This is a genomic window from Roseovarius albus (genome assembly GCF_900172335.1).
In the GTDB taxonomy this organism is placed as follows: Bacteria; Pseudomonadota; Alphaproteobacteria; order Rhodobacterales; family Rhodobacteraceae; genus Roseovarius; species Roseovarius albus.
The window spans coordinates 225802-250054 of the sequence record NZ_FWFX01000005.1 but is presented as its reverse complement, the minus strand read 5'-3'; the positions used below and the strand labels follow the sequence as shown (position 1 = coordinate 250054).

The window sequence follows — 24253 nt, the reverse complement described above, 5'->3', positions numbered from 1 at the left end:
CCTTTGTGCCCCGGCTAGATGCCGGGGCCTGGTCGACTAAATATGGTGGATTACAGTTTGCATTCATCCACATAGACGTTGCTGTGATCGCTGAGCGCAGTGCCGATGATCTTGTTGGTGAAGACGTCGCCCTCTTTGATCACCTCGCGCACGTAAATATCCTGCACCGGGTGGTGGTTGGCGGCGAATTCAAAATCGCCCCGGACGGAATCAAATTCCGCCGCTTCGAGGGCCGCGCGGAAGGCATCGGCGTCGCTGACATCGGCCTTGGCCATGGCCGAAAGTAGCAGGTTTGCCGTGTCATAGCCTTGCGAAGCGTAGAGCGACGGCAGGCGTCCGTAATCAGCCTGGAACGCCTCGACAAAGGCGGCGTTGGCGGCATTGTCGATATCCTTGTTCCACTGGCTGGTGTTTTTCACACCCAGCGCCGCGTCACCGACGGCCTGCAGGATGCCCTGATCAAAGCTGAAGGCGGGGCCAACAACCGGCAGGTCGATACCGCTGTCGGCGTATTGCTTGAGGAAGGAAATCCCCATGCCGCCCGGCAGGAAGAAGAACACGCTATCAGCATCTGAGGCCCGGACCTGAGCCAGTTCAGCGGCGTAGTCCTTTTGCCCCAGCTTAGTGAAAAGCTCGCCAGCCAGTTCACCCTCGTACACGCGTTTATAGCCGGTCAGAGCGTCCTGACCAGCAGGATAATTTGGCGCAAGGATGAAGGTTTTCTTGAAGCCCGCGTCATTGGCATAGCCGCCTGCCGCCTCGTGCAGGTTGTCGTTCTGCCATGCGACGTTGAAATAGTTCGGATGGCAGCCCTTGCCTGCAAGCGCAGAAGGGCCAGCATTGGGTGAAAGATAAAACTTACCTTGTGCGGTGGCGGCGGGCACCACGGCCATGGCGAGGTTGGACCAGATGATGCCGGTCAGCACATCGACCTTTTCGGACTGAATCATCTTGTCGGCCAGTTGCACAGCAATGTCAGGCTTGCGCTGGTCATCCTCGACCACAACCTCAAGATTGTCATTGCCAGCCATCTTGGTGGCCAGCAAAAAGCCGTCACGCACATCAATGCCCAGACCGGCACCGCCGCCAGACAACGTGGTGATCATCCCGACCTTGACCTTGCCTTCTTCGGCCAGCGCCGCCGTGCCGATCAGCCCCATGCACACGGCAGCCACAAATGATTTCAGTTTCATGTCCCTCTCCCTGATATTTTCAAAACGCTTTGAAGGTCAGCGTTGACTCGGTCCGCTCGATCCCATCAATGTCGAGCAGATTGTCATTGATGTATTTACCCACATCCTCGCCCTCGGGGATGTAGAGCTTGAGCAAAAGATCAAAGGGACCAGAGGTCGAGTAAAGCTCAGAATGGATTTCACGCAACGCAATATTTTCGGCCACGGTATAGGACGTGCCCGGACGACAACGGATATTGACGAAAACACAACGCATTTTGGTCCCCCTTGGTTGCCAGCAACTAAACGGGAAAATCGAATAAAAGGGAACCGGGAATTTTCAAGGCATTGCAATGGCTGGACTTATTCACCCAGCTTGGCGTGCACCTCATCCAGATCGATCTCGCCCACCGGCATTTTGTTTGATGGATCGTGAAAGTCGTATTTGAAAAGATCGAAATCACGTTTGTACATCTCATAGACCAGATGCATTGACAGGTCGTCGAAGTAATCCTCGACTGGGTGGGCGCGTTTCGGGCCGTGGCCTTCGGATTCGTTGAACCGCGGGATGGCTTTGATATCCACAGCATGTGGTGAATCGATCGACTGCAAGACCTGATCCATGCCGCCGTTAAATTTCTCGGTCCAGAAAATCTTGTTGTAGCGTCCGCCATTGACGATAAAGGTTGAGACATGCCCCGACATGGCCGACCAGTGAATGTCCGGCTCCATCGGGCGGCGCCAGCGGATGGTGTCGCGAGCAAAGAGCAGAAAGCGGCGGAAACTTTTGATCTGGTCAAACTCCTGCTTGCCATCATCACCGCCGACTTCGATTCCATATTTCTGCACCAGAAGGGGTACCATTTTGCCACGATAGCGCTGACCATTGCGCTGGATGCCGCAAATCTTGTCGAAAAAACTGGATAGGATCCGCGTGTAAGGGTTGCGCACACAGGTAAAGGCATAGGATTTGTGCGACTTCACGTTTTGTTCGATAACCGGCTGACTATAGTCATGCGCCCACTTGTGCATCTTGTCTTTGGCATCATGAATGTCGCCATCAAAGAATTCACCGTGGTCGGAATAGTACATGATCTGACCGATGGTAGAGCAAGCACATTTTGGTACCACCCGATATACCACACTTTCGCTCTCGGTCATCCAAACGCCCGGAAATCCCATACCTGCTGCCTCCGTATTTAGCTTTTGAAACAGCTAAATTTTTCTAAACTCTTAAAACCCGAGAAAGCCCGGTTTATTCGCCGGGCGTTCAACGCTATCAGTATAGACATCGAGTGAACTGCAGGACAAACCGTTTCTGACATGGCAAATATCGCTTTTATCCTTTTGTGCCACAAAGATCCTGATGCGATCATTGAACAAGCCAATATGTTGACGACAAAAGGCGATTACATCTCGATTCATTTTGATGCCCGCGCAAAACCAGAGCATTTACAGAGAATACGAACTGCCCTATCCAACAATCCAAATGTGACCTACGCCAAGAAGCGGATAAAGTGTGGTTGGGGAGAGTGGTCGCTGGTTCAGGCCACATTGAATGCGATTGAAGCAGCAGTTGACGCCTTTCCCCGGGCCACCCATTTTTACATGCTGTCGGGGGATTGCGCTGCAATCAAGTCCGCCGAGTATGCGCATGATTTTCTCGATGCCAGTGATGTCGATTACATTGAAAGCTTTGATTTTTTCGAGAGCGACTGGATCAAGACCGGCATCAAGGAAGAACGCCTGATTTACCGTCATTTTCTGAATGAGCGTAAAAACAAGCATGCCTTTTACGCCGGTCTTGCGCTGCAACAAAAGCTGAGGATGGAGCGTGAGATACCTCAGGATCTACAGATCCAAATTGGAAGCCAATGGTGGTGTCTGCGGCGACGGACCATTGAATCGATTCTGGAGTTTACCCGAAAGCGAAAAGATGTGATGCGGTTTTTCCGTTCAACTTGGATTCCAGATGAGACTTTCTTCCAGACACTCGTTCGGCACCTGATCCCTGGCGATCAAATCCGGGCGCGCACGCTGACCCTTTTGATGTTTACCGACTATGGGATGCCGGTCACGTTCTATAACGATCACTATGATATGCTGCTCTCGCAGGATTATCTTTTCGCCCGCAAGATCAGCCCCGAGGCCCATGAACTCAAGGAACGACTGGGCAAGATGTATTCGGCAAGCGAGATGCAATTCCAGATATCCAACGAAGGGCGCAATCTGTTCAAATTTCTGACAAAACGCGGTCGGATCGGGCGCCGTTTTGCCAGTCGGTTTTGGGAAACTGAAAGCACACTGGGTCGCGAACGCGAATTGATGATTATTCTGTGTAAGAAGTGGCATGTCGCCAAACGCCTGAGTAAATCGATCAGACAAAACACAGATATTCCTGCCATCGACTATCTTTTCAACGAAGAAAGTACAGACCTGCCAGATTTAGGTGGAATTGGGTCTAAACTGCATAAACGTGCGCGCCATCGCCGGGCGCTACTGCGGATGTTGTTTGAACATCATAACAGCGACCGAATGGTAATTTGTATTGATCCCTCAGACCTGGATTTGCTGCAGGATTTCTGCAGCGATCGTTGCACCACCCGTTTGCTGGAACTCAAATGTGATTTTACCGAGGACTATCTGGAAGGCCACGCCAAACGTGTCGGCCTGGCCGGAGATCAAACGCCTGCAGAGTCTATTACAAGACTGCTGCCCACCATTCGTCGTGATATCTATTATGAAAGCGATCAGATCCGGGATGCGGAATTTGAAAACCATGTCATCTTGTGCGAGTCGGATAGCCACGAATGGATGGCAGAGCAGATTTCCCGTTTTCTTGCCGTGACGCAAGACACCGCGCTAAACATTGCGAAAACCGATCACCTTTTTGACGACTAGGATCAATGCCCATGCCTTATGACTATGACAACCAGAATATCTTCGCCAAAATTCTGCGCGGTGAGATCCCGAATGATACGGTGTTGGAAACTGATCATGCGCTGGCGTTCAATGATATCGGGCCACAGGCGCCGGTGCATGTGCTGATCATCCCCAAAGGGCCTTATGTTTGTTTTGATCATTTTGCGATTGAGGCCAGTGATACTGAGATCGCCGATTTCAATCGCGCGGTCGCCAAGGTCAGCCAGATGACCGGCGTGGCGCCAGGTGCTGGTGGCAATGGGTATCGAGCGATTGCAAATTGCGATGATGACGGCGGGCAGGAAGTGCCGCATTTTCACATTCATATCGTTGGTGGGCACAATTTGGGCCCGATGCTGTCAAAGGCATAAACCGACGCAGCAGATGCCGCGCGGTTTAATTTCCTAAGGCCGGTGTTATGGTCACCCCGTAAACCGTCCGCAAGACAGGTGTATTTTCATGGCCCGACCCAAACGAGTCACATTGAAACAAGTCGCTGAACATGCGCAGGTTTCACCGATGACCGTTTCGAATTTCGTGAACGGCCGGTTCAATCTGATGACGCCTGAGATGCGCCAGAAGGTCGAGCATTCGGTCAAAGAGCTGAATTACCGCCGAAACCATGGCGCGCACATGCTGCGGACCTCCAAACTGTGGTCGATTGGGATAATCGTGGTGGATGCCTCTGATCATTACCTCTCAGACGGCTACACAACGCAGATCATCGCCGGGATCAGCAACACACTGAACGACGGCGGGTTTTCCGCGATCTTGCAAGGCGTCAAACCCGACGCCTTTGATACATCGGCCATGTTGCGCAATGTGCAAACCGATGGTTTGTGCGTTCTGCTGTCCGGGTCAGACGCGCAGCGTGCACATCAATTCAACCTTATCCGGGAGTTTCAGCAGCCGACCGTTCTATTTCTCGAAGCGCCGGACACGCCATCGGATCAAATCTGCGCGGTCATGCAAGATGACTATGCTGCGGCGCGCGCACTGACGCGGCGCGTGTTAAGGCGACAGCCTCGCTCGGTCTTGATCATGACAGCAGGCGAAAATGAATGGGCTGCGGTCAACCTGCGTGTTGCCGGCATGCGCGATGAAATTGCGCGTACGGGCAGTGTTGAACGGCTAGATCTTGTTCCCAGCGGCAACGGTCGCCAGCGGGATGTCGTCGCTGCTTTGAATGTGCATACGGCGCAACACGGGTACCCGGATGCGATCATGTGTATCAACGATGAGATCGCGCTTGGGGCCCTCAAAGCCTTGCAACAGGCTGGAGTCGATGTGCCCGGGCAAACCTGCGTGACGGGTTTCAACGCCTTTGGCTTGCACGAGATCGCAGCACAAACCGTAACCACGATGCAATCCCCTGCCTATGAGATGGGCTGTGTTGGGGCGCGTGAGTTGCTGCAGGCCTTGGACAACGGCAGCTTTGCGCAAAACTCGATTACCCTACCTGCAGAGCTGATCGAAGGTGACACCACCTAACATTTAAAATTTCTCTGGATCTTTTCCGACTTTTGCATATTGTAACGTTACAATAAGATGATTCTTCGAATACCAGAGCGAACAAAATCATGAATTTACACGCCAACAAACTAGCGCTGGCCACCACAGGTGCCCGGAATTTACTGCGCAACTGCGTGCAGATCTCAAAGGGCCAAAGCCTGCTGTTGATCACCGAAGATCGGCAGATCGATTACTTTGAAAATGCGGTGATCGACATCATTGCAGACAAAGCACGGGACATGGGAGCAACCGTTTTGACCCTGTCTACACCACGCGCCAGCGGCCCTGATGATGTGCCCGAAGCCCTGAATGCCGCCATGACACAGGTGGACCATACCGTGTTCCTCAATAGGATCGGAGATCAGATGCGGTTCAGGTCTCTGCCCGGCACGGGTAGCAAAACCATGGTCTATACGCTTGATGTTGATACCTTGGCCTCGCGCGCAGCAACCTATGATCATGATTTCATGGTGCGCATGGTTGCCCTGTTCAACGGTGCGCTGGACAGTAAGAAAACATGGCACATCACCTGCCCGGCGGGCACCGATGTTAGTGGTGAGATGCCGGCCCCCAAGCCTGTATCCGCCGAAAGCGGTGGCTTTGCCGTGCGCCTGTTCCCGATGTCAGTGCACAAACCGATTTCTGCGCAAACGATGAACGGCAAAATCGTGCTGCAACGATGGGTCACCGGAACCAATACCCATGCTTATTCGCCCGAGGTGCATTACCTGAAAACGCCCATTACCATTCATGTTGAAAACGGACATAGCACCGACATTCAAGGCAACGGGCCAGACGTCGAGGCGTTTCGCGCCCATGCCCGGATGGTGGCGGAAAAGTTTGGCCTTGATGAAACCCTGATCCATTCCTGGCATCACGGGCTTAACCCCGGCACCGGGTACTTTGCCGCTGCCAAAGATGACCCGGTGCGGTGGAACGGGATGATCTTTGGCTCACCACGCCACCTGCATTTTCATACCTGCGGGGACTATCCGCCTGGAGAGATCAACTGGCACATCATCGACCCGACAGTGCGGTTTGATGATGAGGCATTCCTCACGGATGGAGAGGTCACCTTCTTTCAAACCGATGCGACACAAGCGCTGTTACAAGAATTCGGCCTGACCACTGATGACATGACCACGAATCAAGACATTGGCTTGTGAGGGGATCATGACTCATTCTGTTAGCTGGATCGAAGACGACACCCCGGTCGAGAGCTTTCTAACCGAGGAGATGCGCCAAGAGGTATGCCGCGACGATGGCACGTTGCATCGGTTGTATCAGGCCCTGTCACCCTGGCCCTCGGCCATTTTGCCGGTGCATAAATTCTATCAGGCGATCCTGCACGCACCGGACGCGCCGCTTGATCTGCACAATGCCGAGTTTGTGGCGACCTATGTCGCAATCCTGAACCACTGTATCTATGCCCGCGCGCATCATGGTGAAAACTTCTGTGCCACAGCCCCGGACAGGCACAAGGCCGAACAGGTTTTGGCAGTGTTGGAACAAGGCGATCTGCAATCTGATGTCCTGTCGGACCGCCAGCGTGCCATCGCGCTTTATACCCGCAAGCTGAGCCATACGCCCGAAACCATGACGCGAGAGAATATCGATGCATTGACCGCCACCGGACTCAGCGCCGCTGAGATTGTGCACGTCAACCAAATCACCGCCAGCTTTGCCTACTGGACCCGGATGATCAACGGGCTGGGCATCACCCTTGGCGATGAGGCCATAGGTCTGGAAACCACAACACTGACTGACATTATGGAGGGGCAACCCAATGGCTGAACTCGCGCAAAAACCACGCCGCAGCGGTGGCCGCCGTAAAAGCTCGCGTTCGGACAAGGTCAACCGCAAAGCCCAAATTGCCGACATCTCGCCGCTCAAGGATCAGGCGCTGCAATTGCGTGTGGCGGATGTGGGGCAGTTGGCACAGATCCACGAGGCGGTATTAAAAATCCTGTCGCAGATTGGCGTGATTGTTGAGCATGATGGCGTGCGGGCCATGCTGATCGCGGATCATGGCTGCACATTGGGCGATGACGGATACCTGCGGATGCCGTCGGATCTGGTCGAACGCGCACTTGAAACGGTGCCGCGTGAGATCAAGCTGTATGATCTGAATGGCAAGCTCAGGGTCGATACCTCCAGCCGGATCACGTCCTATTGCCCGGGGCACAACTGCGTGCGCATTCTGGACCGGACAACCGGAGAACTACGTCCCTGTACGCTGAACGATATTCGCGAAACCGCCAAGGTCTGCGAAGCACTGCCTAATCTCAGCATGTCCTGTTCCCTCGGCTATCCCAGTGATATTTCAGCCGAGGATGAGGCGGTGGAGACGGTGAAAGCGCTTTTTGCGCATTGCTCGAAACCCGCTGCCGTTTTGGCCCATGATGAGCATATTCAGAGCCGCATATTGGCCCATTTGGCGGATCTGGCCGGGGGATACAACAATCTGGCGGACAAGCCGATTGCGCTGGAATTGATGGGGCCAATCTCGCCCCTGCGCCTGCCCGAGGATTTTTGCGACCGTGTGATCAATGCCGCGCGCCACCACCTGCCAATCGTGTGTTACCCGGCCACCTTCCCCGGCATGTCCAGCCCGATCAGCGTGGCCGGGGCCATTGCCCAATCTTCGGCGGAGGCCATCGCCGGGATTGTCATCCACCAACTCACGGAACCGGGCGCCCCGATCATGAGCGGATCTGCGGTTTTGCCCATGGATATGCGGCAAGCAGATTTGGCCTACGGGTCGCCCGAATACATGCTGAATGGGCTGGGGGCTGCGGATTATTTCAAGTCCATCGGCGTGCCGTCGTGGATCGGGTCGGGCTGTTCGGACTCGCACGCGTTTGACGCGCAAGCCGCCGCCGAAGCCGGGGCCAATATGGCTATCGCCGGGCTGGCGGGTACACCTTTTGTGCACAATCTGGGTTTTCTGTCCGGCGGCAGAACCGGATCACTTGAAATGCTGGCGTTATGTGATGAATTAGTGGGCTGGACCAATCAGATGGCAGCGGGCTGCCCCGTCAATGCCGACACCATCGCCTTTGACGTGGTGCAACGCGCCGCGCCCGACAACAGCTTTCTGACGGATCAGCATACCCAGGACAGGTTCCTGAGCGAAAACTGGTATCCTGCCTTGTTTGAGCGTTCCGATGCCGATGCCTGGATTGAAAATGGTAGCGTTGACCTCAAGGCGCGGATTGGTGCTAAACTGTCGGACATCCTGACGTAATAAGGGCGGCTGACCTGTGCCAGCCGCCCGTTGATTGCGAGAATTACGCGAGTGACCAGCGTTCACCGTCCAGATCCCAGTTCGAAGCCATCTGGTCGGGCACTGCGATTTTATCGGAATGGCCAAAGACCCAATTGGCAAACATTGGGACAATCACGCCGCCCTGATTGGCGACAATGTCCTGCATTTCCCAATACATTTGACGGCGCTTGGCCTCGGACATCGAACTTCAGGTGATGTGGAATCGCCTGCAATCGGTTGTCGATGAACAGGCGCAGGCGTTGATGCATACCGCCTTCATCCCCATCGTGCGCGAAAGCGGCGACATTTCCGCAGGTGTATTTGACGAGCAAGGCCGGATGCTGGCGCAGGCCGTGACTGGCACACCGGGGCATATCAACACCATGGCGGAATCGGTTAAATATTTCACCTAAACTTCCCGCCCGAGACGATGAAGCCCGGTGATACCTACCTGACCAATGATCCTTGGCCCGGTTCCGGGCACTTGAATGACTTTGTGCTGGTGCAGCCGTCCTTTCTGGATGGCAAACTGGTTGGCATGGTCTCCTGCACCTCGCATTTGGTCGACCTTGGCGGCCCTGGCATGGGGCCGGGTGGATCGGACGTTTATGATTAAGGACGACTGATCCCGCCGATCAAACTGGTCGATGCAGGGCAGATGAACGACACCCCTGCTGATCCTGTTCAAATCTAACTCTCGTGCGCCGTTCCAGAACGAGGTCGATTTCGCAGGTTCCTCCCCCTGCTCGCGCTATGGCATCAACGTGCCACTGAACTATTCCACCGCCTACAGCGTCTTTGGCCTGCGCTGCATCTTTGCCCCCGAAGTGCCCAACTATGCCGGGTCGCTGGGTTGTTTTGAGGTCACCGCCCCGGACGAGGGCTGCATCCTTAATGCCCCGCGTCCCGCCCCCGTCGCGCAGCGGCATGTTCTGGGTCAGATCATGCCAGACCTGATGTATGGCTGTCTACATCAGGCCATCCCCGACCGAATCCCTGCGGAAGGGTCCTCGAACATGTATGACCTGCCCCTGAGTGGCGGGTTTGAGATGAACAACGACCAGAACGCTACCAAATATGCGGTCGAAGTGACTCATAATGGAGGCACCGGGGCGCGCCCGGGCAAGGACGGTCTGTCTGTCGCGGCCTTCCCCAGCAGCGGATTGCGCAACCCGGTGGATCGTCCACAAGAGCTTGTCGCTGATGACGTGCGCCTTGGGATCGTCAGCGCCGAGGCAGCCGAGCTCGAATATGACGTTACCCTGACAGCGAGCGGTGAGGTCGATACCGCTAAAACCGCGCAATTGCGCAGCCAGTAGAGCGCAGGCTAGGGTAAAATTGCACGACCACACAGACCTAGATACCAGAGAGGAGCCGACTAGCATCAACATGACGTTGCCATCTGCCCAGACCGAATCTTTCGGCTTTCTCCTCTTGCCCGGGCATCCGATGTTGCCGGTTTCGGCAGCAATTGATGTGCTGGCCCTGGCAAACTACGTCAGTGGTGAGCCGATCTATTCCTGGTGCACCATTGGCCATCGCATTCACTCGGCGAGGTCAATGAACGGGCTCAACGTCCAGACAGACCACTTGATCGAAGATGCCCCACCTCTCATAAATCTGGTGGTGGGCGCCGGGGTAGATGGGCATAAACAGACCAGCACCGAGGTTTCGACCTGGTTGCGTCGGCTCAAGGCGGGGGGCACCAGCATCGGAGCGGTGTCAACGGGCAGCTGGGTTTTGGCCAAGGCCGGGCTGCTGGAGGGCAAACGCTGCACCATTCACTGGGAAGATCGCGCCGCATTTCGCGAAACCTATCCGGAACTCGAAGTGACTGAGGCAATTTTTGAAACCGACGGGCCGATCTCCACCTGCTCGGGTGGCACGGCGGTTGTGGATCTATCGCTCACTTTTGTGGCCGCCGCGCATGGCATCGATCTGGCCAATAAGGTGGCTGAACAGGTCTTGCACAGCGAAACCCGCTCGCCTTCAAGAACACGCGCGCTCAACCAACAGCTATGTTCGCAACGCCGTACAGATCATGGAGCACGACATCGAAAGCCCGATGCTATTGCCGGACATCGCCGCACAAGCGGGATTATCGCAGCGACATCTGGACCGCCTGTTTCGCACCCATCTGGGGCGCAGCCCAAAGCGGCACTATCTGGAATGCCGGTTGCGGCCAACGCGATCATTGGTTCGCCAAACTGATCTGCCGATTTACGAGGCGACCTTGGCTAGCGGCTTTTCCTCCTCGTCCTATCTGGCGAAATGGTACACCCAGCAGTTTGGCCAGGTGCCTTTGGAAAAGCGTCAAAGCTTTGCACAAGCCACCTCTACATCATTGCCACGACAGGATCATTGACCATGCCCATCACAGTTCACACCACCAATCAGGCCCCCTCAGGTGCCGGCCCCTATTCTCAAGCCGTGCGCGCCGGTGACTTCCTGTTCCTGTCAGGCATTGGCGCGTTGGATGTGGACAGCCATGCTATTCAAGGTGACACCGCCGGCGATTCAATTCGGCATGGACATTGGCAGGATTACGCAACGGCAGACTTGATCAGGGTGCTCGCAGCAGCATTTATTGACATGCAGCTTCTCAGTTACGGAACTTGACGATGCATTTGTCGGCGCTCACACCTGAACCCTTGGTTATGCCCAAATTGGATGACTTGCTGGGCGCACAAAAAGCCGCATTTCAAGCCGACCCAATGCCAGATCGCACCAGCAGAATTCGACGCTTGGATAAATTGCACAACGCTCTGCTGGATCACACCGACGCATTGATTTCTGCCGTCAGTTCAGATTTCAGCAACCGAGCCGCCGCCGAGACCTATCTGACCGAAATCGCACCGCTGCTTGAAGGGATCGCATATTATCGAAAACGTCTCAAACGCCTGATGAAACCCCAGCGCCGCCATGTTCCCCTGTTGCTGCAACCCGCCTCAGCGCGAGTCTATTGTCAGCCACTTGGGGTTGTCGGTATTGTTGTGCCGTGGAATTTTCCGATCTTTTTGACGCTGTCACCGATGATCGGGGCGCTTGCAGCAGGCAACCGTGTGATGTTGAAAACGTCCGAATTTGCCCCCCAAACCGGCACGCTGTTGCAAAAGATTCTTAACGATCTTTATGCGCAGGACGAAGTGGCCCTGGTGACCGGCGACGAGGCAATTTCCACCGCCTTTACCGCGTTACCTTTCGATCATCTTGTTTTCACCGGCTCGACCCAGGTCGGCAAAGTAGTGATGCGGGCCGCAGCCGAAAACCTGACACCGGTAACGCTGGAGCTTGGGGGAAAATCACCCGCCATCGTCCACGAAGACTTTCCCGTTGAAGAGGCCGCCAAACGTCTGGCCTTTGGAAAATGCATGAACGCCGGGCAAATCTGCGTCGCCCCTGATTACATCCTGTGCCCGCGCAAAAAACTTGACGACTTTTGCGATGCCTTCGCCGAGGTTGTCCGCAAGAGCTATCCAAGTCTGCGCGACAACATTGATTACACCGCCATTATCACAAACCGGCAAAAAGCACGGCTTGAGAGATACCTGTCAGATGCGCAGGACAAAGGCGCGCAGCTGATTACGATCAACCCCGCAAAAGACTCTTTTGAGGGCAGTCGCAAACTCCCTGTGACACTGATCCGAGATGCAACAGACGACATGCTGGTAATGCAAGAAGAAATCTTTGGCCCGATTTTGCCGGTGCTGCCCTACGACAGTCTCGATGACGCAATTGCATTCGTGAATGCCCGACCGCGTCCGCTGGCGCTGTATTATTTCGATTGGAACAAAGCGCGCGCAAATGAACTCCTTTCTCGAACCCATTCTGGTGGGGTGGGCCTGAACGAAACACTCACTCACGTCGCTGTCGATGACATGCCTTTTGGCGGTATCGGCCCCTCGGGCATGGGGCATTATCATGGCAAAGAGGGCTTTTATACCTTCTCCAAGGCCAAGGGCGTTTTGCGAAAGGGGCGGCTGAACACCGCGTCGCTCGTAGGGCCGCCTTGGGACACTACGATGTATCGCGGTTTACGCTGGTTGCAGACGATTAGGTTCAGACGACGTAAACTATAGCGTGCTCGGCTACGGTTAGAACTTGTCGTCAAGCAACGCCAACTCTAGTGCCACGTGTCAATTGTCTCTAGCAGCGCTTTTTTGATTATTGGCTTACTGAGGAAGTCGTTCATCCCGGCCTGCAGGCACTTGTCGCGATCTTCTCGCATCGCGTTGGCCGTCAATGCGATGATCGGACAGTTTTGAGTCGTTCGTTCATGCTCCATCTGCCTAATAGCCTTGGTCGCCTCCAAGCCATCCATTCGCGGCATCGACATGTCCATTAATATGATGTCGGGTTTGACACTGACGTAATGATCCACAGCCTCAATTCCATCATTCGCAAAGGTCAATTTAACCGGCGCATCTTTCAGCATCTTTTTGACGACAAATTGATTGGTCTTGTTGTCTTCAGCGACCAAGATATTAATCGCGCGACATTCGTTTTTAACTGCCTCCTTCCGAGGTTCTTTCTCAGGTCTAGGGCGCGAACTCATATGCAAGGCGCGGGCTATGGTATTACGTAGCTGTTCAGAACGCACCGGCTTAAGAAGCAATTCGCATGATCCGATTTCATCGCGCGTCGCAACACTGAGCGATTGATCTACCGAGGACAAAATGATCAGTGGCAAATTTTTGAACGTTTCGGTTGCTCTTATCTTCTTCGCCAGCTCCTCCCCATCCATTCCCGGCATTTGATAATCTTGAATGATCAGATCAAACTTCTCTTGATGTTGAGCAAGCACCTCCAGCGCTTCAGCCCCCGATGAAGCCAAGACCGATTTGACCCCCCAAGTTCCCAGTCTTTCGGACAAAATCCTACGATTCAGCTCAAGGTCATCAACAACCAGCACATGCAGGCCAGTCATGTCTAGTGTGCCTGCCGACTGCATTTCACAAGGCTCGCGTGTGCCGACCAAAGGTATTTCGATCATAAAGGCCGAGCCCTGCTCTAGTTCGGAAACCGCAGAAATCCGCCCACCCATAAGGGCAATCAGACGGGTAGAAATCGCCAAACCCAATCCGGTGCCTTCAAACTGCCGGTTACGTGCACTATCGACTTGCTCAAATTCATTGAAAATTTTGTCCAACTGATCAGGTGGAATACCGATACCCGTGTCGATAATCGAAATTGTCAGCGCATAATCATCCGCACGTTTGACCCCAGTGACCTCAATGTAGACATAGCCTTCCAAAGTAAATTTGATGGCATTCCCGGCAATATTCGTAATTACCTGTCTTAGCCTCCCGACGTCGCCCTCATAGAATCTGGGCAATTCCGGATCATAGCGCAACGTAACTTCGACAGATTTTTCACTCGCCTTTGTCGATAATAATGTCACCACATCTTCCATTGCCGATTGCAGGTCAAACGGGGCCACTTCAAGCTCCATTTTACCAGCCTCAATTTTAGAGAAATTCAAAATGTCATTGATGATCGCCAACAGGGCCGCACCTGACTTGGCTATCGTATCAGCATACATTTTCTGATCTTCATTTAGGTCGGACTCTTGCATCAATTCGGCCATGCCGATCACTCCATTCATCGGAGTGCGAATCTCGTGACTCATATTGGCCAGAAAATCAGATTTAGCGCGGCTGGCCTTGTCCGCCTCTTCCTTTGCTTGCTCCAGTGCACATTCTCGCTCGTCTCGTTCTGCGAAAGTGTCCTGCAGTACGGTGACCGAAAAGTCCAAGGCCTTGAACTCTTGGCTGACAAAGGAAGAAAGACATTTCCTGTTGTGTTTTTGCCCTGATATCACTGCCGACATCCGCTCGTGTATATTGCGCAGTGGGCGCAGGGCCAAAAAGTTTGTTTGCAATAGAAACAACAGCGACAAGGCTGCAACAGTGATCGCGGTCACGATTCTGAGGCGAACAACATTATCCGCGATTTGGGCTTGTCCTTCCGCTGTTGACCAATCGACCTCCATCGTCCCAAATGGTTCACCCTCGACAATGACGTCGTTAGTAAACTTTCGCACACCAGCGCTGTTGGGATTTGCATGCCGGACTGTTTTGGCGATCACCATCCCGGCATCATCCTTGATCGTAATATTCAACAATTTTGGATTGCGTTGCAATGCCTCGTCCAAGGCGCTTTCTAAGACAGGTGTATCTTGAATGATGATCGGTTCAACCAGTAAGCCACTTAGCAAAGAGACTGTCAGGTTGGCCTGAGACAACAATTCTGCATTCAGGCGTTGTGTCTCGGAACGACGCTCATATTCCCCAACCAAAAAGGTCACCAACGCAGCAGCAAGGGTCATAGACAACACGAACTGCGTATTGATGCGCTGGTTTTTGAAAAAATTGAAAAGCGACATTTTCAGAATCTTTCGCTCTGTATCATCGCCTCACGTATTAGATTAAAATCAGAGTCTGTTCCGGTTAGAAAACCTCCCTTGCTAACGTTTTGTATCGCCTCTTTATCTTCGGCACTCAACATGACTTGTCGCATTGCAGCCGTCACTGCAGGGTCCAGGTCCACAGCAGCAATCCAAGGTTTGGTCACATTGTCAAATTCAAAGAGCGGTCGAAGTGGAACACCCTGTTCGACCAGTTTTTTGAATGTACTTTCCTTCAGCGCGCCAGCAGTAAATTTTCCGCTTCCTACCGCCATTCCGACGCGATCATGGCGCCCAAGGTAGGCATAGTTGCTCAGATCATTGCTGGTGACCCCGGCTTGAATTAGATAACTTTGCGCCAAATAGCGGCCAATGGTCGACAGTTCACTCCCGAATGCGAAACTGTGCTGCGACAGCTCAGCCAATGTTTGCATCTCATTATCGGCATGTACTACTATAACGCCTTTGAAGCGTTTCTTTCCCTTCTTCGCCTCCATCGCAATGATACGAATTCCGTCATTACGCGTGAAAGCGGTGACATAGGATGCGGGGCCAAACCGGGCAAAATCAACCTTGCCGCTGACCAATTGATTGATGCCTGCTTCATAATCACTGGCGATCTTCATTTTTATGAACACCGGCTCTTCCAAAATTTCTGACATCTCTTGTGCGAGATAATCCAGAAAGGGTTTGTACTTTTTCACCGTGGTGGTTGGTTTATCCGCCGTATATGTACCAAAGGTCAGCTGGATCTCAGCATTGGTCACAGATGTTTGCAGACCCAGAAAAAGGGCCGCTAAAATCGGCAAGGCCGTTTTGATAAAGTAGTTGATCAGCAGTCCACAAAGACCTGTCATGTCGCTATCCTCAGTCATCTGTTAGGGCGCCGCTTGTTGCACCAGCCAAAAGAACACCGCCCATTAAGACCGCAGATTCAAAAGACTTCGTTAATTCAAAAGCACAATGTTTGACTGTGCAAAACCTAGCTGTCTTGAACGGCTGCATCGTTAACCAATTATTTCATAAACGATTTATTAACCTCTCAACTCCCTTAATAGTTGAATTTTATTTTAGTCAAAATGAGGCGATAGGTCATGACCCGCCACGCGGCAGAGAAGCCAAAGCCGTTTCTCAACTCAAATTTCATCCGTCTCGCAATGTTGTTAAGCGTGGTATTTCTTTTTGCACCTCCAGCTCTGGCAATTCCATCTCCAGAGCTTGTAATTGGCTCAGTTTCTTCATTGTCACAGGTACTTGCTGTGGCGATTGCTACAATCACAGGAGCCACCACGGTCATTGCACGTAGATTGGGATACACCCGGTCAGCCAAAGGCGAATCCCATCGCTATCCAGTTCGAACCATCATTGGCCTGCTCAGCGTCGCGACCCTGTTGGCGGCGATCAATATTTGGCAGTATCAGACACAAAAATCGGCCGAACAATCTCACCTACACGCCACATTGACGCGCCCCGCGCAGTTTGATGGACAGGCCATTAAGGATGAAAACCTTAAAGAGACAAATTTCAGCAAACAATCACTCAGCCCTCTTGCCATCACCACGGATGAGGCACACCAATTGGTGTCTGACGGCAATGTGGCTTTTTTCGACGTCCGCGAATCGGGTGAGCACCGAATGGGTACATTACCCGGGGCTCAGCATGTGCGTTTTCCAGATTTTCTTAACGCAGATCAATATTTAGTTGATAAACAAGTCGTCCTTTTTTGCCACAATGGCAACCGCAGCAGCGAAACCTGCGCGGAATTAGCTGCACGAGGCACTGATTGTCGTTTCATCGCTGGGGGGATTGAAAAGTGGATTGTTGAGGGAAAGCCGTTTAGTGACAAGGCGGTCAAAACCTTGTCCGATCTGCGGGCCATTCCCGACTATCCCAACAAGGACGTGCTGATCGGAACAAAGCAGTTCAGCACCCTGCGCCAGAGTATGGATTTGCAGATCGTTGATACGCGTTATCCCGGTGATTTCGCCACTGGCCACCTGCCCGGTGCGATCAACATCCCGATCCGCGCTATGCCCACCGAGGAACTGACGCAGCGCATCGCGCAATTGCAGGACAAACCCACCATCGCGGCCTGCTATGACCGGCGCAGTTGCTTCATGGCGCAGGTGTTGGGCTTGGAGATGGGCGAGGCTGGGATCGAATTCCTTGGCCGCTACACCACGCCGTGGGAGTTTTTCATTCCCCCCAAGCCCAAACCACATGTGCAGGCTTGGCTGATCGAACAGCAGGCGACACTCTGGGACAAGGCCGTTGACGCCCTCGCCAGCGCCCTAATCTGGGTGGGAGATCGGGCGCATTTTGTCCTTGGCCTTCTGATGCTGTCGCTGCTGTCGCGCGTACTGGTACTCCCTATCGCGCTGAAATCCGAACGAGATCAGATCACAACAGCACAAAATACCGATGGATTGCGCGCTCTGAAAGAAAAATTGCACCACGATCCCATCCGCAAGGCCCGGGCCGTACAGCAGTTCTATGCAGACCAGGGATTGACCCCGATGCGCAATCTGACCGCACTACTATTTCTGCCTATCATGATGCTGGGGCTCAGCGCCGCAGGGCAGGCTGCGCAGATGACATCAGATCATTTCCTCTGGATCACCACATTAGGACAACCAGATCCCAGCCATCTACTACCCTTGTTGTTCGCCCTCCTTGGTGGGGTCTATCTGCACTGGGCTGTAGCCAAGACAAGACGGCAAGCGATCCTGTGGTGGGCCTTCGGTGTACCACTGCTGTTTGTCCTGTGCTTTCGCTTGAGTGCGGCAGGTAACGTCTATCTGTGTTTCAGTTTGATGTTGTTGTTGATCCAACGCGGATATGTCACGGGATTCGGCGGGCGTATCAAAGGAAAACTGAACAAAATGCGCTTGAATAGACTCGATTCTAAGCTGCCAAAGGGCGTCATTCCCCTTCCGCTCAGCGCCTCTTTGCAAGGCAGCGGAAACAAGTCCTTTCGGCTGTCGGTGCTCAAAAACGCTGGGCTCCCGATCCCCGATGGGCTGGTCGTCCGCGCCAGCGCGATCGACCGCTATCTGGCAATGACAGATGCGCAAAAGGACAGGTTTGTGCAATCGATCTGGCAACAGATCGGTCCGACCCCCTGCGCTGTGCGTAGTTCCGCCACGGGGGAAGACGGTGCAGACAACAGCTATGCCGGGGTATTTGACAGCGTGTTGAATGTCACGGATGAGACGTTGCGCGCGGCACTGGACACGGTAATCACCTCGTTCAGTTCTGACCGGTCCGCCAGCTATGATCAGGATGCATCTATGCAGCACAAGGGCAATATCCTGATCCAGCGGATGATCAGCCCCGATTATGCTGGGGTGATGTTCACGCAGGACCCAACAGCGCCTGGATTGATGATGATCGAATTGGCCAAAGGCGATGGTGAGGATCTGGTATCGGGTCGTGTCACACCGCAAAGTTTACGTCTTGGGCGGTATAGTTTGTCAATAATAGACTCTGTTTCGACTCCAATTGACCTCTCTCCGCTGATCGCATTGGGACAACAGATCGAAGCCCTGATTGGCTGCCCGCAAGACATCGAATGGGCCTATGCGGGCGGCAGGTTCTACATCGTTCAAAGCCGCGACATTACCACGCTGGCAGCACGAGACCCGGCGCTATTGGCTCGAAATCGCGAATGGCAACGCATATTAGAGACCTATCAGGACGCTGACCCTGATACAGTGATCCTTGAACAGGATGAGATGTCAGAGGTGTTGCCCAAACCCACGCCGCTGTCGTTTTCCCTGATGTCGCGCATTTGGGCGCCGGGCGGTAGTGTTGATCTGGCCTGCCGTCAGCTTGGTGTGGCCTACACCCTGCCCGAAGGGCCGCCTGATTATCTGGTCAATCTGTTTGGACGGACCTACGTGGACAAGCGCCTCAAGACCGGCCTGACTCTGCGCCTGAGCAAGGCCAAGGCCAAACAGCTGCGGAAACGGGCACCGCAGATGATTACCGAGTTTCGCGATCAGATGATCCCGGCCTTGGCACAAGATCTGGCGTTCTGGCAGGCCGTGGTTTTTGAGGCTTTGCCCCGACAGCAGTTGATCGACACCATTCAGACCCTGCAGGCAAAGCTGATCGAAGACATCTATGTCGAGGCGGAAAAGATTAACATCATCGCGGGCTTTACCCTGAGCGAGGCCGAGGCGCTTGCCGAAAACGACCCCGCAGCGCAAGAGGCCTTGCAACATCCCCATCTGCCGCACGCCCCGATCCGGATGATTGACGCCTGCGCAGCCCTGCCTGAAGGCGAACAAAAAACCGCCTTAATGGCACAAATGGGCCACCGCGCGATCTATGACTATGAACTTAGCATTCCGCGTTATGCTGACGCTCCTGCGTTGCTCTGGCCGTTGCTGGAGACGGCGATGCCCAGCGCCCAGGCCGCGTGCAAGCCGACAGAGCCAGACAACCCAGTGGATTTGGCCATTGCTTTTCAGGATCTAAAGGAACAGGCAAAACACGAGGCGCTCAAGCTCTTTGCCCAACTCCGGCGCGCCATCCATGCCTTGTCCAACCAAACTGGATTGTTGGATCTGATTTTCCAGCTTGAGCTTGATGAACTTAAAACCCTCGCAGAAGTAGACACAGCGCTGATCAGGGCCAAGGCTCAGCGTCGCAAAGAGCGTTTGGCACTGCTCGCGTCACAGGCGCCAAGCCAGACTCATTTGACTCTGCGAGAATGCGAGCAGCTTTCAGCACCATCTTCGTCTGTGGGCGGTGAACATGATGCCGATCTGTCGGGAACTTGTGTAGCTGGCAGCGAAGGGAATACTGGTCACGTGTTCCATGTCGCGGATGAAAGCCCGGCGGCGTTCGATGGGTTCAAAGATGGCGACATCATCGTTTGTCGCATGCTCAACCCCACATGGCTGCCTTGGGTGCAGCGATCCGGCGGCGTGCTCAGCGAAATCGGTGGCTGGCTCAGCCATATGGCGATTGTCGCACGCGAACGCGATATCCTTATGCTGGTTGGCTGCACCGGGTTGGACCAGTTGCACGACGGCATGATCCTCGATATCCGAACCGATGGGTCCATCACCATCCAGAACACGCCCATCACGCAGGCGAATCCCAAACTTTCTGCACAGTCGCGCTCTTAAACTAAGTGATCTTGTATCGCTCGGCGTTCATCTTCAGCCGGGCGGCATTGGCCTTGAGCTGCTGTTTGAGCGCATCCTGCGTGAATACGCGCAGTCCCAAATCCGGGCGATAGCCATGGATCTCGCTCACATCCAGTGCCCGCATGAACTCAAGGATCTCCTTGCTGACGACTTGCCCCGGTACGAGGATCGGGAAACCGGGCGGATAAGGGATAATGAAGGAGGCAGAGACCACTTCTTGCCCACTCTCCATGGCTGCTTTCACGGACCCATCCAGTTCCAGATAATCGCAGTTGTTTTCGTCATAAGCGAGGAAAAACGCCGAGCGAATATCCCCCTCAGACGTCGCGTCATCGGTGCGAAACCCGTCATGGAAGCGACTGAAATCCGGTAGAGGCGGCAATTCATGCATTAGATTCGAGACACGTTTTTCAAACCCACGCCGCTCCATCATCGAGGCATCATCCAGCAGATCATCGAGATCATTGGCAATCTCAACCAGCACCTCAATCAGATAAGCGATCGAGGACCGCGTCGTGCCGATATTGGTCATGAACAACACGGTATTGCGCGAGGTTTTGTTGATCTGGATACCGTATTTATCCATCAGAATCTTGGTCTTGAAGGTATCGCCATCCCAACCAGTGCCGCCGACGGCCAATGTAACGCGCGTGGCATCCAGCACGAACTCATCATTCTGCCAGCAATCCCAGATATCCGTCCAGCCTTGCTCGGGGTTATAATGGCTGGTCACCCCACTTTCGCGATGCTCTTCAGGGATCATGTCCCCCGAGGTCAGCACCTTGAAATACTTCTTCAACTTAGGATGGGTCGAAATCGCGCGCCGCATCGACATCGCCGCCTCAACTTGCCGCTGGACAAATTCGAACCCTTCCAGCTCGACCTGTCGTCGCCCCACATCCAGTGATGCAATGATCTGGTAGTTGGGCGAGGTCGACGTATGCGTCATATAGGCTTCGTGGAAACTTGCCTCAGCCTCGCCTTTAAAATCCTGATCGTTGACGTGAATCATCGACCCCTGCCTGAGTGACGTCAGCGTCTTGTGAGTTGATTGGGTCGCATAGGCCCGCACTCGTGCATTTGGTGGCGGGATCAGCCGCGTGTTCAACAGCGTTTCGAGATCCGCGCCCGCTAAGGCCTTTTGCTGCGCTTCATAAGCGATTGCATGGCTTTCGGATCTGAACTTGGCCCGCAAGGTATTGGCCGCATTCATCGCCGTACGGTGACGATAGATCGGTCCAAAGCGGGCAAAGGCAAACCACGCCTCGTCCCACAAGAAAACCAGGTCAGGTTTGATCGCCAGGCACTCTTCCATCATCCGCTCGACGTTATAGACAATGCCGTCGAAGGTGCAGTTGGTCAGCAACAGCATCCGCACACGGTCCAGTTTGCCTTGCTCTTTCAGCTGCAACAGCTGATGTTTGATTTCGCGCAGCGGCACAGCACCGTACATTGAATATTCATTCAGCGGATAGCTATCCAGATACACCACCTGCGCACCCGCCAGTACCATGCCGTAATGGTGCGATTTGTGGCAATCGCGGTCGACCAGCACGATATCCCCCGGACGCACCAGCGCCTGCACCACGATCTTGTTACAGGTCGAGGTGCCGTTGGTGGCGAAAAACGTCTGCTTTGATCCAAACGCCCGGCTGGCCAGTTCCTGCGCTTCCTTGATTGGCCCGTGCGGTTCCAGCAGGCTATCGAGGCCGCCAGATGTGGCTGAGGTTTCCGCCATAAAGATATTGGGCCCGTAGAAGGCACCCATATCCTGAATCCAATGGCTGCGGGTGATCGACTTGCCGCGGCTGATTGGCATCGCATGGAACACGCCGGTAGGTTGCTTGGAATATTCCACCAAGGCGGTGAAAAACGGCGTGTTATAACGCGATTGCACTCCGCGCAGGATGTTCAGGTGCAGCTCGGAAAAATCTTCCTGATTGTAGAACACCCGCCGACAGATCCCCAGATCCAACCCGGCAATCTCTTCCACAGACCGTTCCGTCACCAGATAGGCGTCCAATTCGGGCCGCACCTGCGCGATCAAACGGCACAGCTCGGGGCCGTAATTTTCGGGTTCCAGCGCGTTCAGATTGTCCACACTGCTGGCCTGGCTGATATACCGCTTGAGCAATTCCAGCTCGACCTGTGAATCCAATACCAGCCCGGGGCGGACAATAATGGCCTGAATGTTGTGGTTGAATAAAACCCCGATCAACGCGTCCTTGAGACTGGGCACCGTGACGATTTCATAGTGAAACGGATCTTCGGGACGGCGCAGCTTGGCGAAATTATTTTTCAGCCACTGTTCCTGATGCTCGTTGAGATTATCAACGACCATCACCTCGAAGTACGGCTTGGCCAAGGAGCGCGCCTCAAGCGATTGTGTCGCTTCATCCTCATGCTCTTCGACATCAACGCTGTCCCGCTCCAGCGGAATCAGACGGCGACGATAGGCCCCGGTCGTCAGTGCACGCAGAATCCGTTGCACAGTAAAGGCCAGATCATCATAGCTTTTGTGATTATACTGTCGACGTACGCGATCAAACACCTGCAGGCCCGGAAACGCCCAATAGCCTTCAACCAATGCCAGCGAGTCGAAGATGTCTTCGATCTTATCCGAGAGCGCCTTAGCACGCTCTCCATTCGGGTCTCGCGCCAAAGCAGCGGTCGCTTCCTTCAGCGTACTCCAGTGATCATTGCGTAACTGAACTGCTGAATAATAGTCGTCCATGGATTGCATATGATCTGTCCCTGTTGTTGCTGGCTTTATGCTGGATCGGCCCGCCCCCTCTTATTTGTCAGCCGCTTGCGGCCTCTATAGCAAAGGGAATCGGTTCTTCGGGTGCGGCAGCACCTTCGGCCGGATTAATATCTTTTGTTTCAACCTCGGCAGGCACATCCACATGGATGCCCGCACGAGAGCCTTGCCTTGGGGTCTCAAGCGGACCCAAGGTTTTCAAATATGCGTCTGTGCCGCTGCTGCGGTCATAGACCGAAAAATCGGTTGATCTGTCACGGAAACTCTTGAGCACCTGACCCAGACCTTTCATGCCGGTCTCGCGCTGGCGGCGGACCATGTCCAAATCCAGTTCGATCGGGAACATATCCTCTTGTCCGGCAGACTGATGCAGAACCGTGGCAGACGGATCAATCACACAGGATCGGCCCACACCGCCCGCACCCAAACCGTTGACGTCAAAGACATAACACTGGAACTGTGCTGCCGTTGCACGGGCAATCGACAGCTCCGCCTCGCGATCCGTGGTGCCGGTCAAAACCGGGTGCAACAGCACCTCAACTCCTTGGCTGGTCAATTCACGCGTGGTTTCAGGAAACCAGATGTCATAACAGATCGACAGGCCAAAGCGGCCCACATCTGGCACATCAAACACGCAAAACCCTGTGCCTGCCTCAACACCTTCTTCATAAGGCCGAAACGGGAACATCTTGCGATAGTTTGAAATCACCTCACCCTGCGGGTTGATGACCGTGGCGGTGTTGTAAATCTTACCCTCGGGCGTCTTTTCAAACATCGACCCGGGGATCAGCCAGACATTATGCTTTTTCGCCGCTGCACAGAATTGATCTATCGCCTCGTTCTGCACGGGCAGGGCAAACTTGTTAAGCGGACCATAGGGAGCCAGCTCGCTGAACAGAACCATCTGCGTCCAAGGAAACCGCGCCATCAGAATATCAAGCCGCTGGATCATTCCTTCAACATTCGGATGCAATGCATTTACATACATTTGTACACCGGCAACCGCGAATGGCGTCATTTAAGTCTGCCCCTTTCAATCACTGTATCGCGCAG

General features: G+C 54.0%; 21 protein-coding genes and 1 pseudogene. 14 read left to right on the top strand and 8 right to left on the bottom strand.

All coding sequences use genetic code 11. From position 1 onward, the window contains the following. Window positions 1–50 precede the first annotated feature (50 nt). The 3 genes from ROA7450_RS10060 to ROA7450_RS10050 all read right to left on the bottom strand — a co-directional run bounded on the left by ROA7450_RS10060 (window position 51) and on the right by ROA7450_RS10050 (window position 2354). On the bottom strand, window positions 51–1193 hold the full coding sequence (locus tag ROA7450_RS10060; protein ID WP_085805574.1) for an ABC transporter substrate-binding protein: 1143 nt from the start codon (window positions 1191–1193) through the stop codon (window positions 51–53). 19 nt (window positions 1194–1212) lie between these two features. Continuing rightward, entirely contained in the window at window positions 1213–1449 is a 237-nt protein-coding gene (locus ROA7450_RS10055; RefSeq protein WP_085805573.1) for an Lrp/AsnC ligand binding domain-containing protein, read from the bottom strand. Between the two features lie 86 nt (window positions 1450–1535). Further along, a complete protein-coding gene (locus ROA7450_RS10050; protein WP_085805572.1) occupies window positions 1536–2354 on the bottom strand; it encodes a sulfotransferase family protein in 819 nt (272 codons plus the stop codon). Window positions 2355–2495: 141 nt separating this feature from the next. Here ROA7450_RS10050 and ROA7450_RS10045 point away from each other — a divergent pair, with 141 nt between their 5' ends. The 6 genes from ROA7450_RS10045 (at window position 2496) to ROA7450_RS10020 (ending at window position 8853) form a co-directional block, all read left to right on the top strand. Further along, entirely contained in the window at window positions 2496–4073 is a 1578-nt protein-coding gene (locus tag ROA7450_RS10045; protein WP_085805571.1) for a DUF5928 domain-containing protein, read from the top strand. Between the two features lie 11 nt (window positions 4074–4084). Then, window positions 4085–4465, top strand: coding sequence for an HIT domain-containing protein (locus tag ROA7450_RS10040; RefSeq protein WP_085805644.1), 381 nt, complete (start codon window positions 4085–4087; stop codon window positions 4463–4465). 88 nt (window positions 4466–4553) lie between these two features. Then, window positions 4554–5585, top strand: a complete 1032-nt coding sequence (locus tag ROA7450_RS10035; protein WP_085805570.1) for a LacI family DNA-binding transcriptional regulator — start codon at window positions 4554–4556, stop codon at window positions 5583–5585. 89 nt (window positions 5586–5674) lie between these two features. Further along, a complete protein-coding gene (locus ROA7450_RS10030; RefSeq protein ID WP_085805569.1) occupies window positions 5675–6772 on the top strand; it encodes a 2,5-dihydroxypyridine 5,6-dioxygenase NicX family protein in 1098 nt (365 codons plus the stop codon). Between the two features lie 7 nt (window positions 6773–6779). Then, on the top strand, window positions 6780–7400 hold the full coding sequence (locus ROA7450_RS10025) for a peroxidase-related enzyme (RefSeq protein ID WP_085805568.1): 621 nt from the start codon (window positions 6780–6782) through the stop codon (window positions 7398–7400). Continuing rightward, complete coding sequence (locus ROA7450_RS10020; protein WP_085805567.1) at window positions 7393–8853, top strand: trimethylamine methyltransferase family protein; 1461 nt, start codon at window positions 7393–7395, stop codon at window positions 8851–8853. The genes ROA7450_RS10025 and ROA7450_RS10020 overlap by 8 nt, the downstream gene beginning before the upstream one ends. 43 nt (window positions 8854–8896) lie before the next feature. Here ROA7450_RS10020 and ROA7450_RS10015 read toward each other — a convergent pair whose 3' ends face one another. After that, window positions 8897–9076 carry a hypothetical protein gene (locus ROA7450_RS10015; protein ID WP_085805566.1) on the bottom strand — a complete coding sequence of 60 codons (180 nt, stop codon included), beginning with the start codon at window positions 9074–9076 and terminating at the stop codon, window positions 8897–8899. Here ROA7450_RS10015 and ROA7450_RS21435 point away from each other — a divergent pair. The 7 genes and pseudogenes from ROA7450_RS21435 (at window position 9063) to ROA7450_RS09990 (ending at window position 12953) form a co-directional block, all read left to right on the top strand. After that, window positions 9063–9287: a hydantoinase B/oxoprolinase family protein gene (locus tag ROA7450_RS21435; RefSeq protein WP_268808460.1), complete on the top strand. Its 225-nt coding sequence runs from the start codon at window positions 9063–9065 to the stop codon at window positions 9285–9287. The genes ROA7450_RS10015 and ROA7450_RS21435 overlap by 14 nt on opposite strands. Window positions 9288–9304: 17 nt before the next feature. After that, window positions 9305–9490, top strand: a complete 186-nt coding sequence (locus ROA7450_RS21430; protein ID WP_268808459.1) for a hydantoinase B/oxoprolinase family protein — start codon at window positions 9305–9307, stop codon at window positions 9488–9490. A 55-nt stretch (window positions 9491–9545) separates the two neighbouring features. Next, window positions 9546–10193: a hydantoinase B/oxoprolinase family protein gene (locus tag ROA7450_RS21270; protein WP_306372431.1), complete on the top strand. Its 648-nt coding sequence runs from the start codon at window positions 9546–9548 to the stop codon at window positions 10191–10193. A gap of 70 nt (window positions 10194–10263) precedes the next feature. After that, a pseudogene (locus ROA7450_RS21515) lies at window positions 10264–10782 on the top strand (AraC family transcriptional regulator); the annotation flags it as partial. Window positions 10783–10801: 19 nt separating this feature from the next. Beyond that, complete coding sequence (locus tag ROA7450_RS21510) at window positions 10802–11239, top strand: helix-turn-helix domain-containing protein (RefSeq protein WP_085805643.1); 438 nt, start codon at window positions 10802–10804, stop codon at window positions 11237–11239. A 2-nt stretch (window positions 11240–11241) separates the two neighbouring features. After that, window positions 11242–11493, top strand: coding sequence for a RidA family protein (locus tag ROA7450_RS21170; RefSeq protein ID WP_200812946.1), 252 nt, complete (start codon window positions 11242–11244; stop codon window positions 11491–11493). A gap of 2 nt (window positions 11494–11495) precedes the next feature. Then, window positions 11496–12953: a coniferyl aldehyde dehydrogenase gene (locus ROA7450_RS09990; RefSeq protein WP_085805563.1), complete on the top strand. Its 1458-nt coding sequence runs from the start codon at window positions 11496–11498 to the stop codon at window positions 12951–12953. A gap of 44 nt (window positions 12954–12997) precedes the next feature. On the opposite strand, the gene ROA7450_RS09985 is transcribed toward ROA7450_RS09990, so the two are convergent. Beyond that, window positions 12998–15259 (bottom strand): response regulator, encoded by a 2262-nt coding sequence (locus ROA7450_RS09985; protein WP_085805562.1) that lies wholly within the window; start codon window positions 15257–15259, stop codon window positions 12998–13000. Window positions 15260–15261: 2 nt separating this feature from the next. Further along, window positions 15262–16155: a PhnD/SsuA/transferrin family substrate-binding protein gene (locus tag ROA7450_RS09980; protein ID WP_234999487.1), complete on the bottom strand. Its 894-nt coding sequence runs from the start codon at window positions 16153–16155 to the stop codon at window positions 15262–15264. A gap of 384 nt (window positions 16156–16539) precedes the next feature. Here ROA7450_RS09980 and ROA7450_RS09975 point away from each other — a divergent pair, with 384 nt between their 5' ends. Next, window positions 16540–20418: a PEP/pyruvate-binding domain-containing protein gene (locus ROA7450_RS09975; RefSeq protein ID WP_234999486.1), complete on the top strand. Its 3879-nt coding sequence runs from the start codon at window positions 16540–16542 to the stop codon at window positions 20416–20418. Window position 20419: 1 nt separating this feature from the next. On the opposite strand, the gene ROA7450_RS09970 is transcribed toward ROA7450_RS09975, so the two are convergent. Further along, on the bottom strand, window positions 20420–23182 hold the full coding sequence (locus ROA7450_RS09970) for an aminotransferase class I/II-fold pyridoxal phosphate-dependent enzyme (protein WP_085805559.1): 2763 nt from the start codon (window positions 23180–23182) through the stop codon (window positions 20420–20422). Between the two features lie 58 nt (window positions 23183–23240). Then, window positions 23241–24218 (bottom strand): carbon-nitrogen hydrolase family protein, encoded by a 978-nt coding sequence (locus ROA7450_RS09965; RefSeq protein WP_085805558.1) that lies wholly within the window; start codon window positions 24216–24218, stop codon window positions 23241–23243. Window positions 24219–24253 lie beyond the last annotated feature (35 nt).

Coding starts and splice junctions, on each gene's coding strand:
- ROA7450_RS10060 (WP_085805574.1), bottom strand. CDS start 1,193: ATGAAACTGAAATCATTTGTGGCTGCCGTGTGCATGGGGCTGATCGGC.
- ROA7450_RS10055 (WP_085805573.1), bottom strand. CDS start 1,449: ATGCGTTGTGTTTTCGTCAATATCCGTTGTCGTCCGGGCACGTCCTAT.
- ROA7450_RS10050 (WP_085805572.1), bottom strand. CDS start 2,354: ATGGGATTTCCGGGCGTTTGGATGACCGAGAGCGAAAGTGTGGTATAT.
- ROA7450_RS10045 (WP_085805571.1), top strand. CDS start 2,496: ATGGCAAATATCGCTTTTATCCTTTTGTGCCACAAAGATCCTGATGCG.
- ROA7450_RS10040 (WP_085805644.1), top strand. CDS start 4,085: ATGCCTTATGACTATGACAACCAGAATATCTTCGCCAAAATTCTGCGC.
- ROA7450_RS10035 (WP_085805570.1), top strand. CDS start 4,554: ATGGCCCGACCCAAACGAGTCACATTGAAACAAGTCGCTGAACATGCG.
- ROA7450_RS10030 (WP_085805569.1), top strand. CDS start 5,675: ATGAATTTACACGCCAACAAACTAGCGCTGGCCACCACAGGTGCCCGG.
- ROA7450_RS10025 (WP_085805568.1), top strand. CDS start 6,780: ATGACTCATTCTGTTAGCTGGATCGAAGACGACACCCCGGTCGAGAGC.
- ROA7450_RS10020 (WP_085805567.1), top strand. CDS start 7,393: ATGGCTGAACTCGCGCAAAAACCACGCCGCAGCGGTGGCCGCCGTAAA.
- ROA7450_RS10015 (WP_085805566.1), bottom strand. CDS start 9,076: ATGTCCGAGGCCAAGCGCCGTCAAATGTATTGGGAAATGCAGGACATT.
- ROA7450_RS21430 (WP_268808459.1), top strand. CDS start 9,305: ATGAAGCCCGGTGATACCTACCTGACCAATGATCCTTGGCCCGGTTCC.
- ROA7450_RS21510 (WP_085805643.1), top strand. CDS start 10,802: ATGGCATCGATCTGGCCAATAAGGTGGCTGAACAGGTCTTGCACAGCG.
- ROA7450_RS21170 (WP_200812946.1), top strand. CDS start 11,242: ATGCCCATCACAGTTCACACCACCAATCAGGCCCCCTCAGGTGCCGGC.
- ROA7450_RS09990 (WP_085805563.1), top strand. CDS start 11,496: ATGCATTTGTCGGCGCTCACACCTGAACCCTTGGTTATGCCCAAATTG.
- ROA7450_RS09985 (WP_085805562.1), bottom strand. CDS start 15,259: ATGTCGCTTTTCAATTTTTTCAAAAACCAGCGCATCAATACGCAGTTC.
- ROA7450_RS09980 (WP_234999487.1), bottom strand. CDS start 16,155: ATGACTGAGGATAGCGACATGACAGGTCTTTGTGGACTGCTGATCAAC.
- ROA7450_RS09970 (WP_085805559.1), bottom strand. CDS start 23,182: ATGCAATCCATGGACGACTATTATTCAGCAGTTCAGTTACGCAATGAT.
- ROA7450_RS09965 (WP_085805558.1), bottom strand. CDS start 24,218: ATGACGCCATTCGCGGTTGCCGGTGTACAAATGTATGTAAATGCATTG.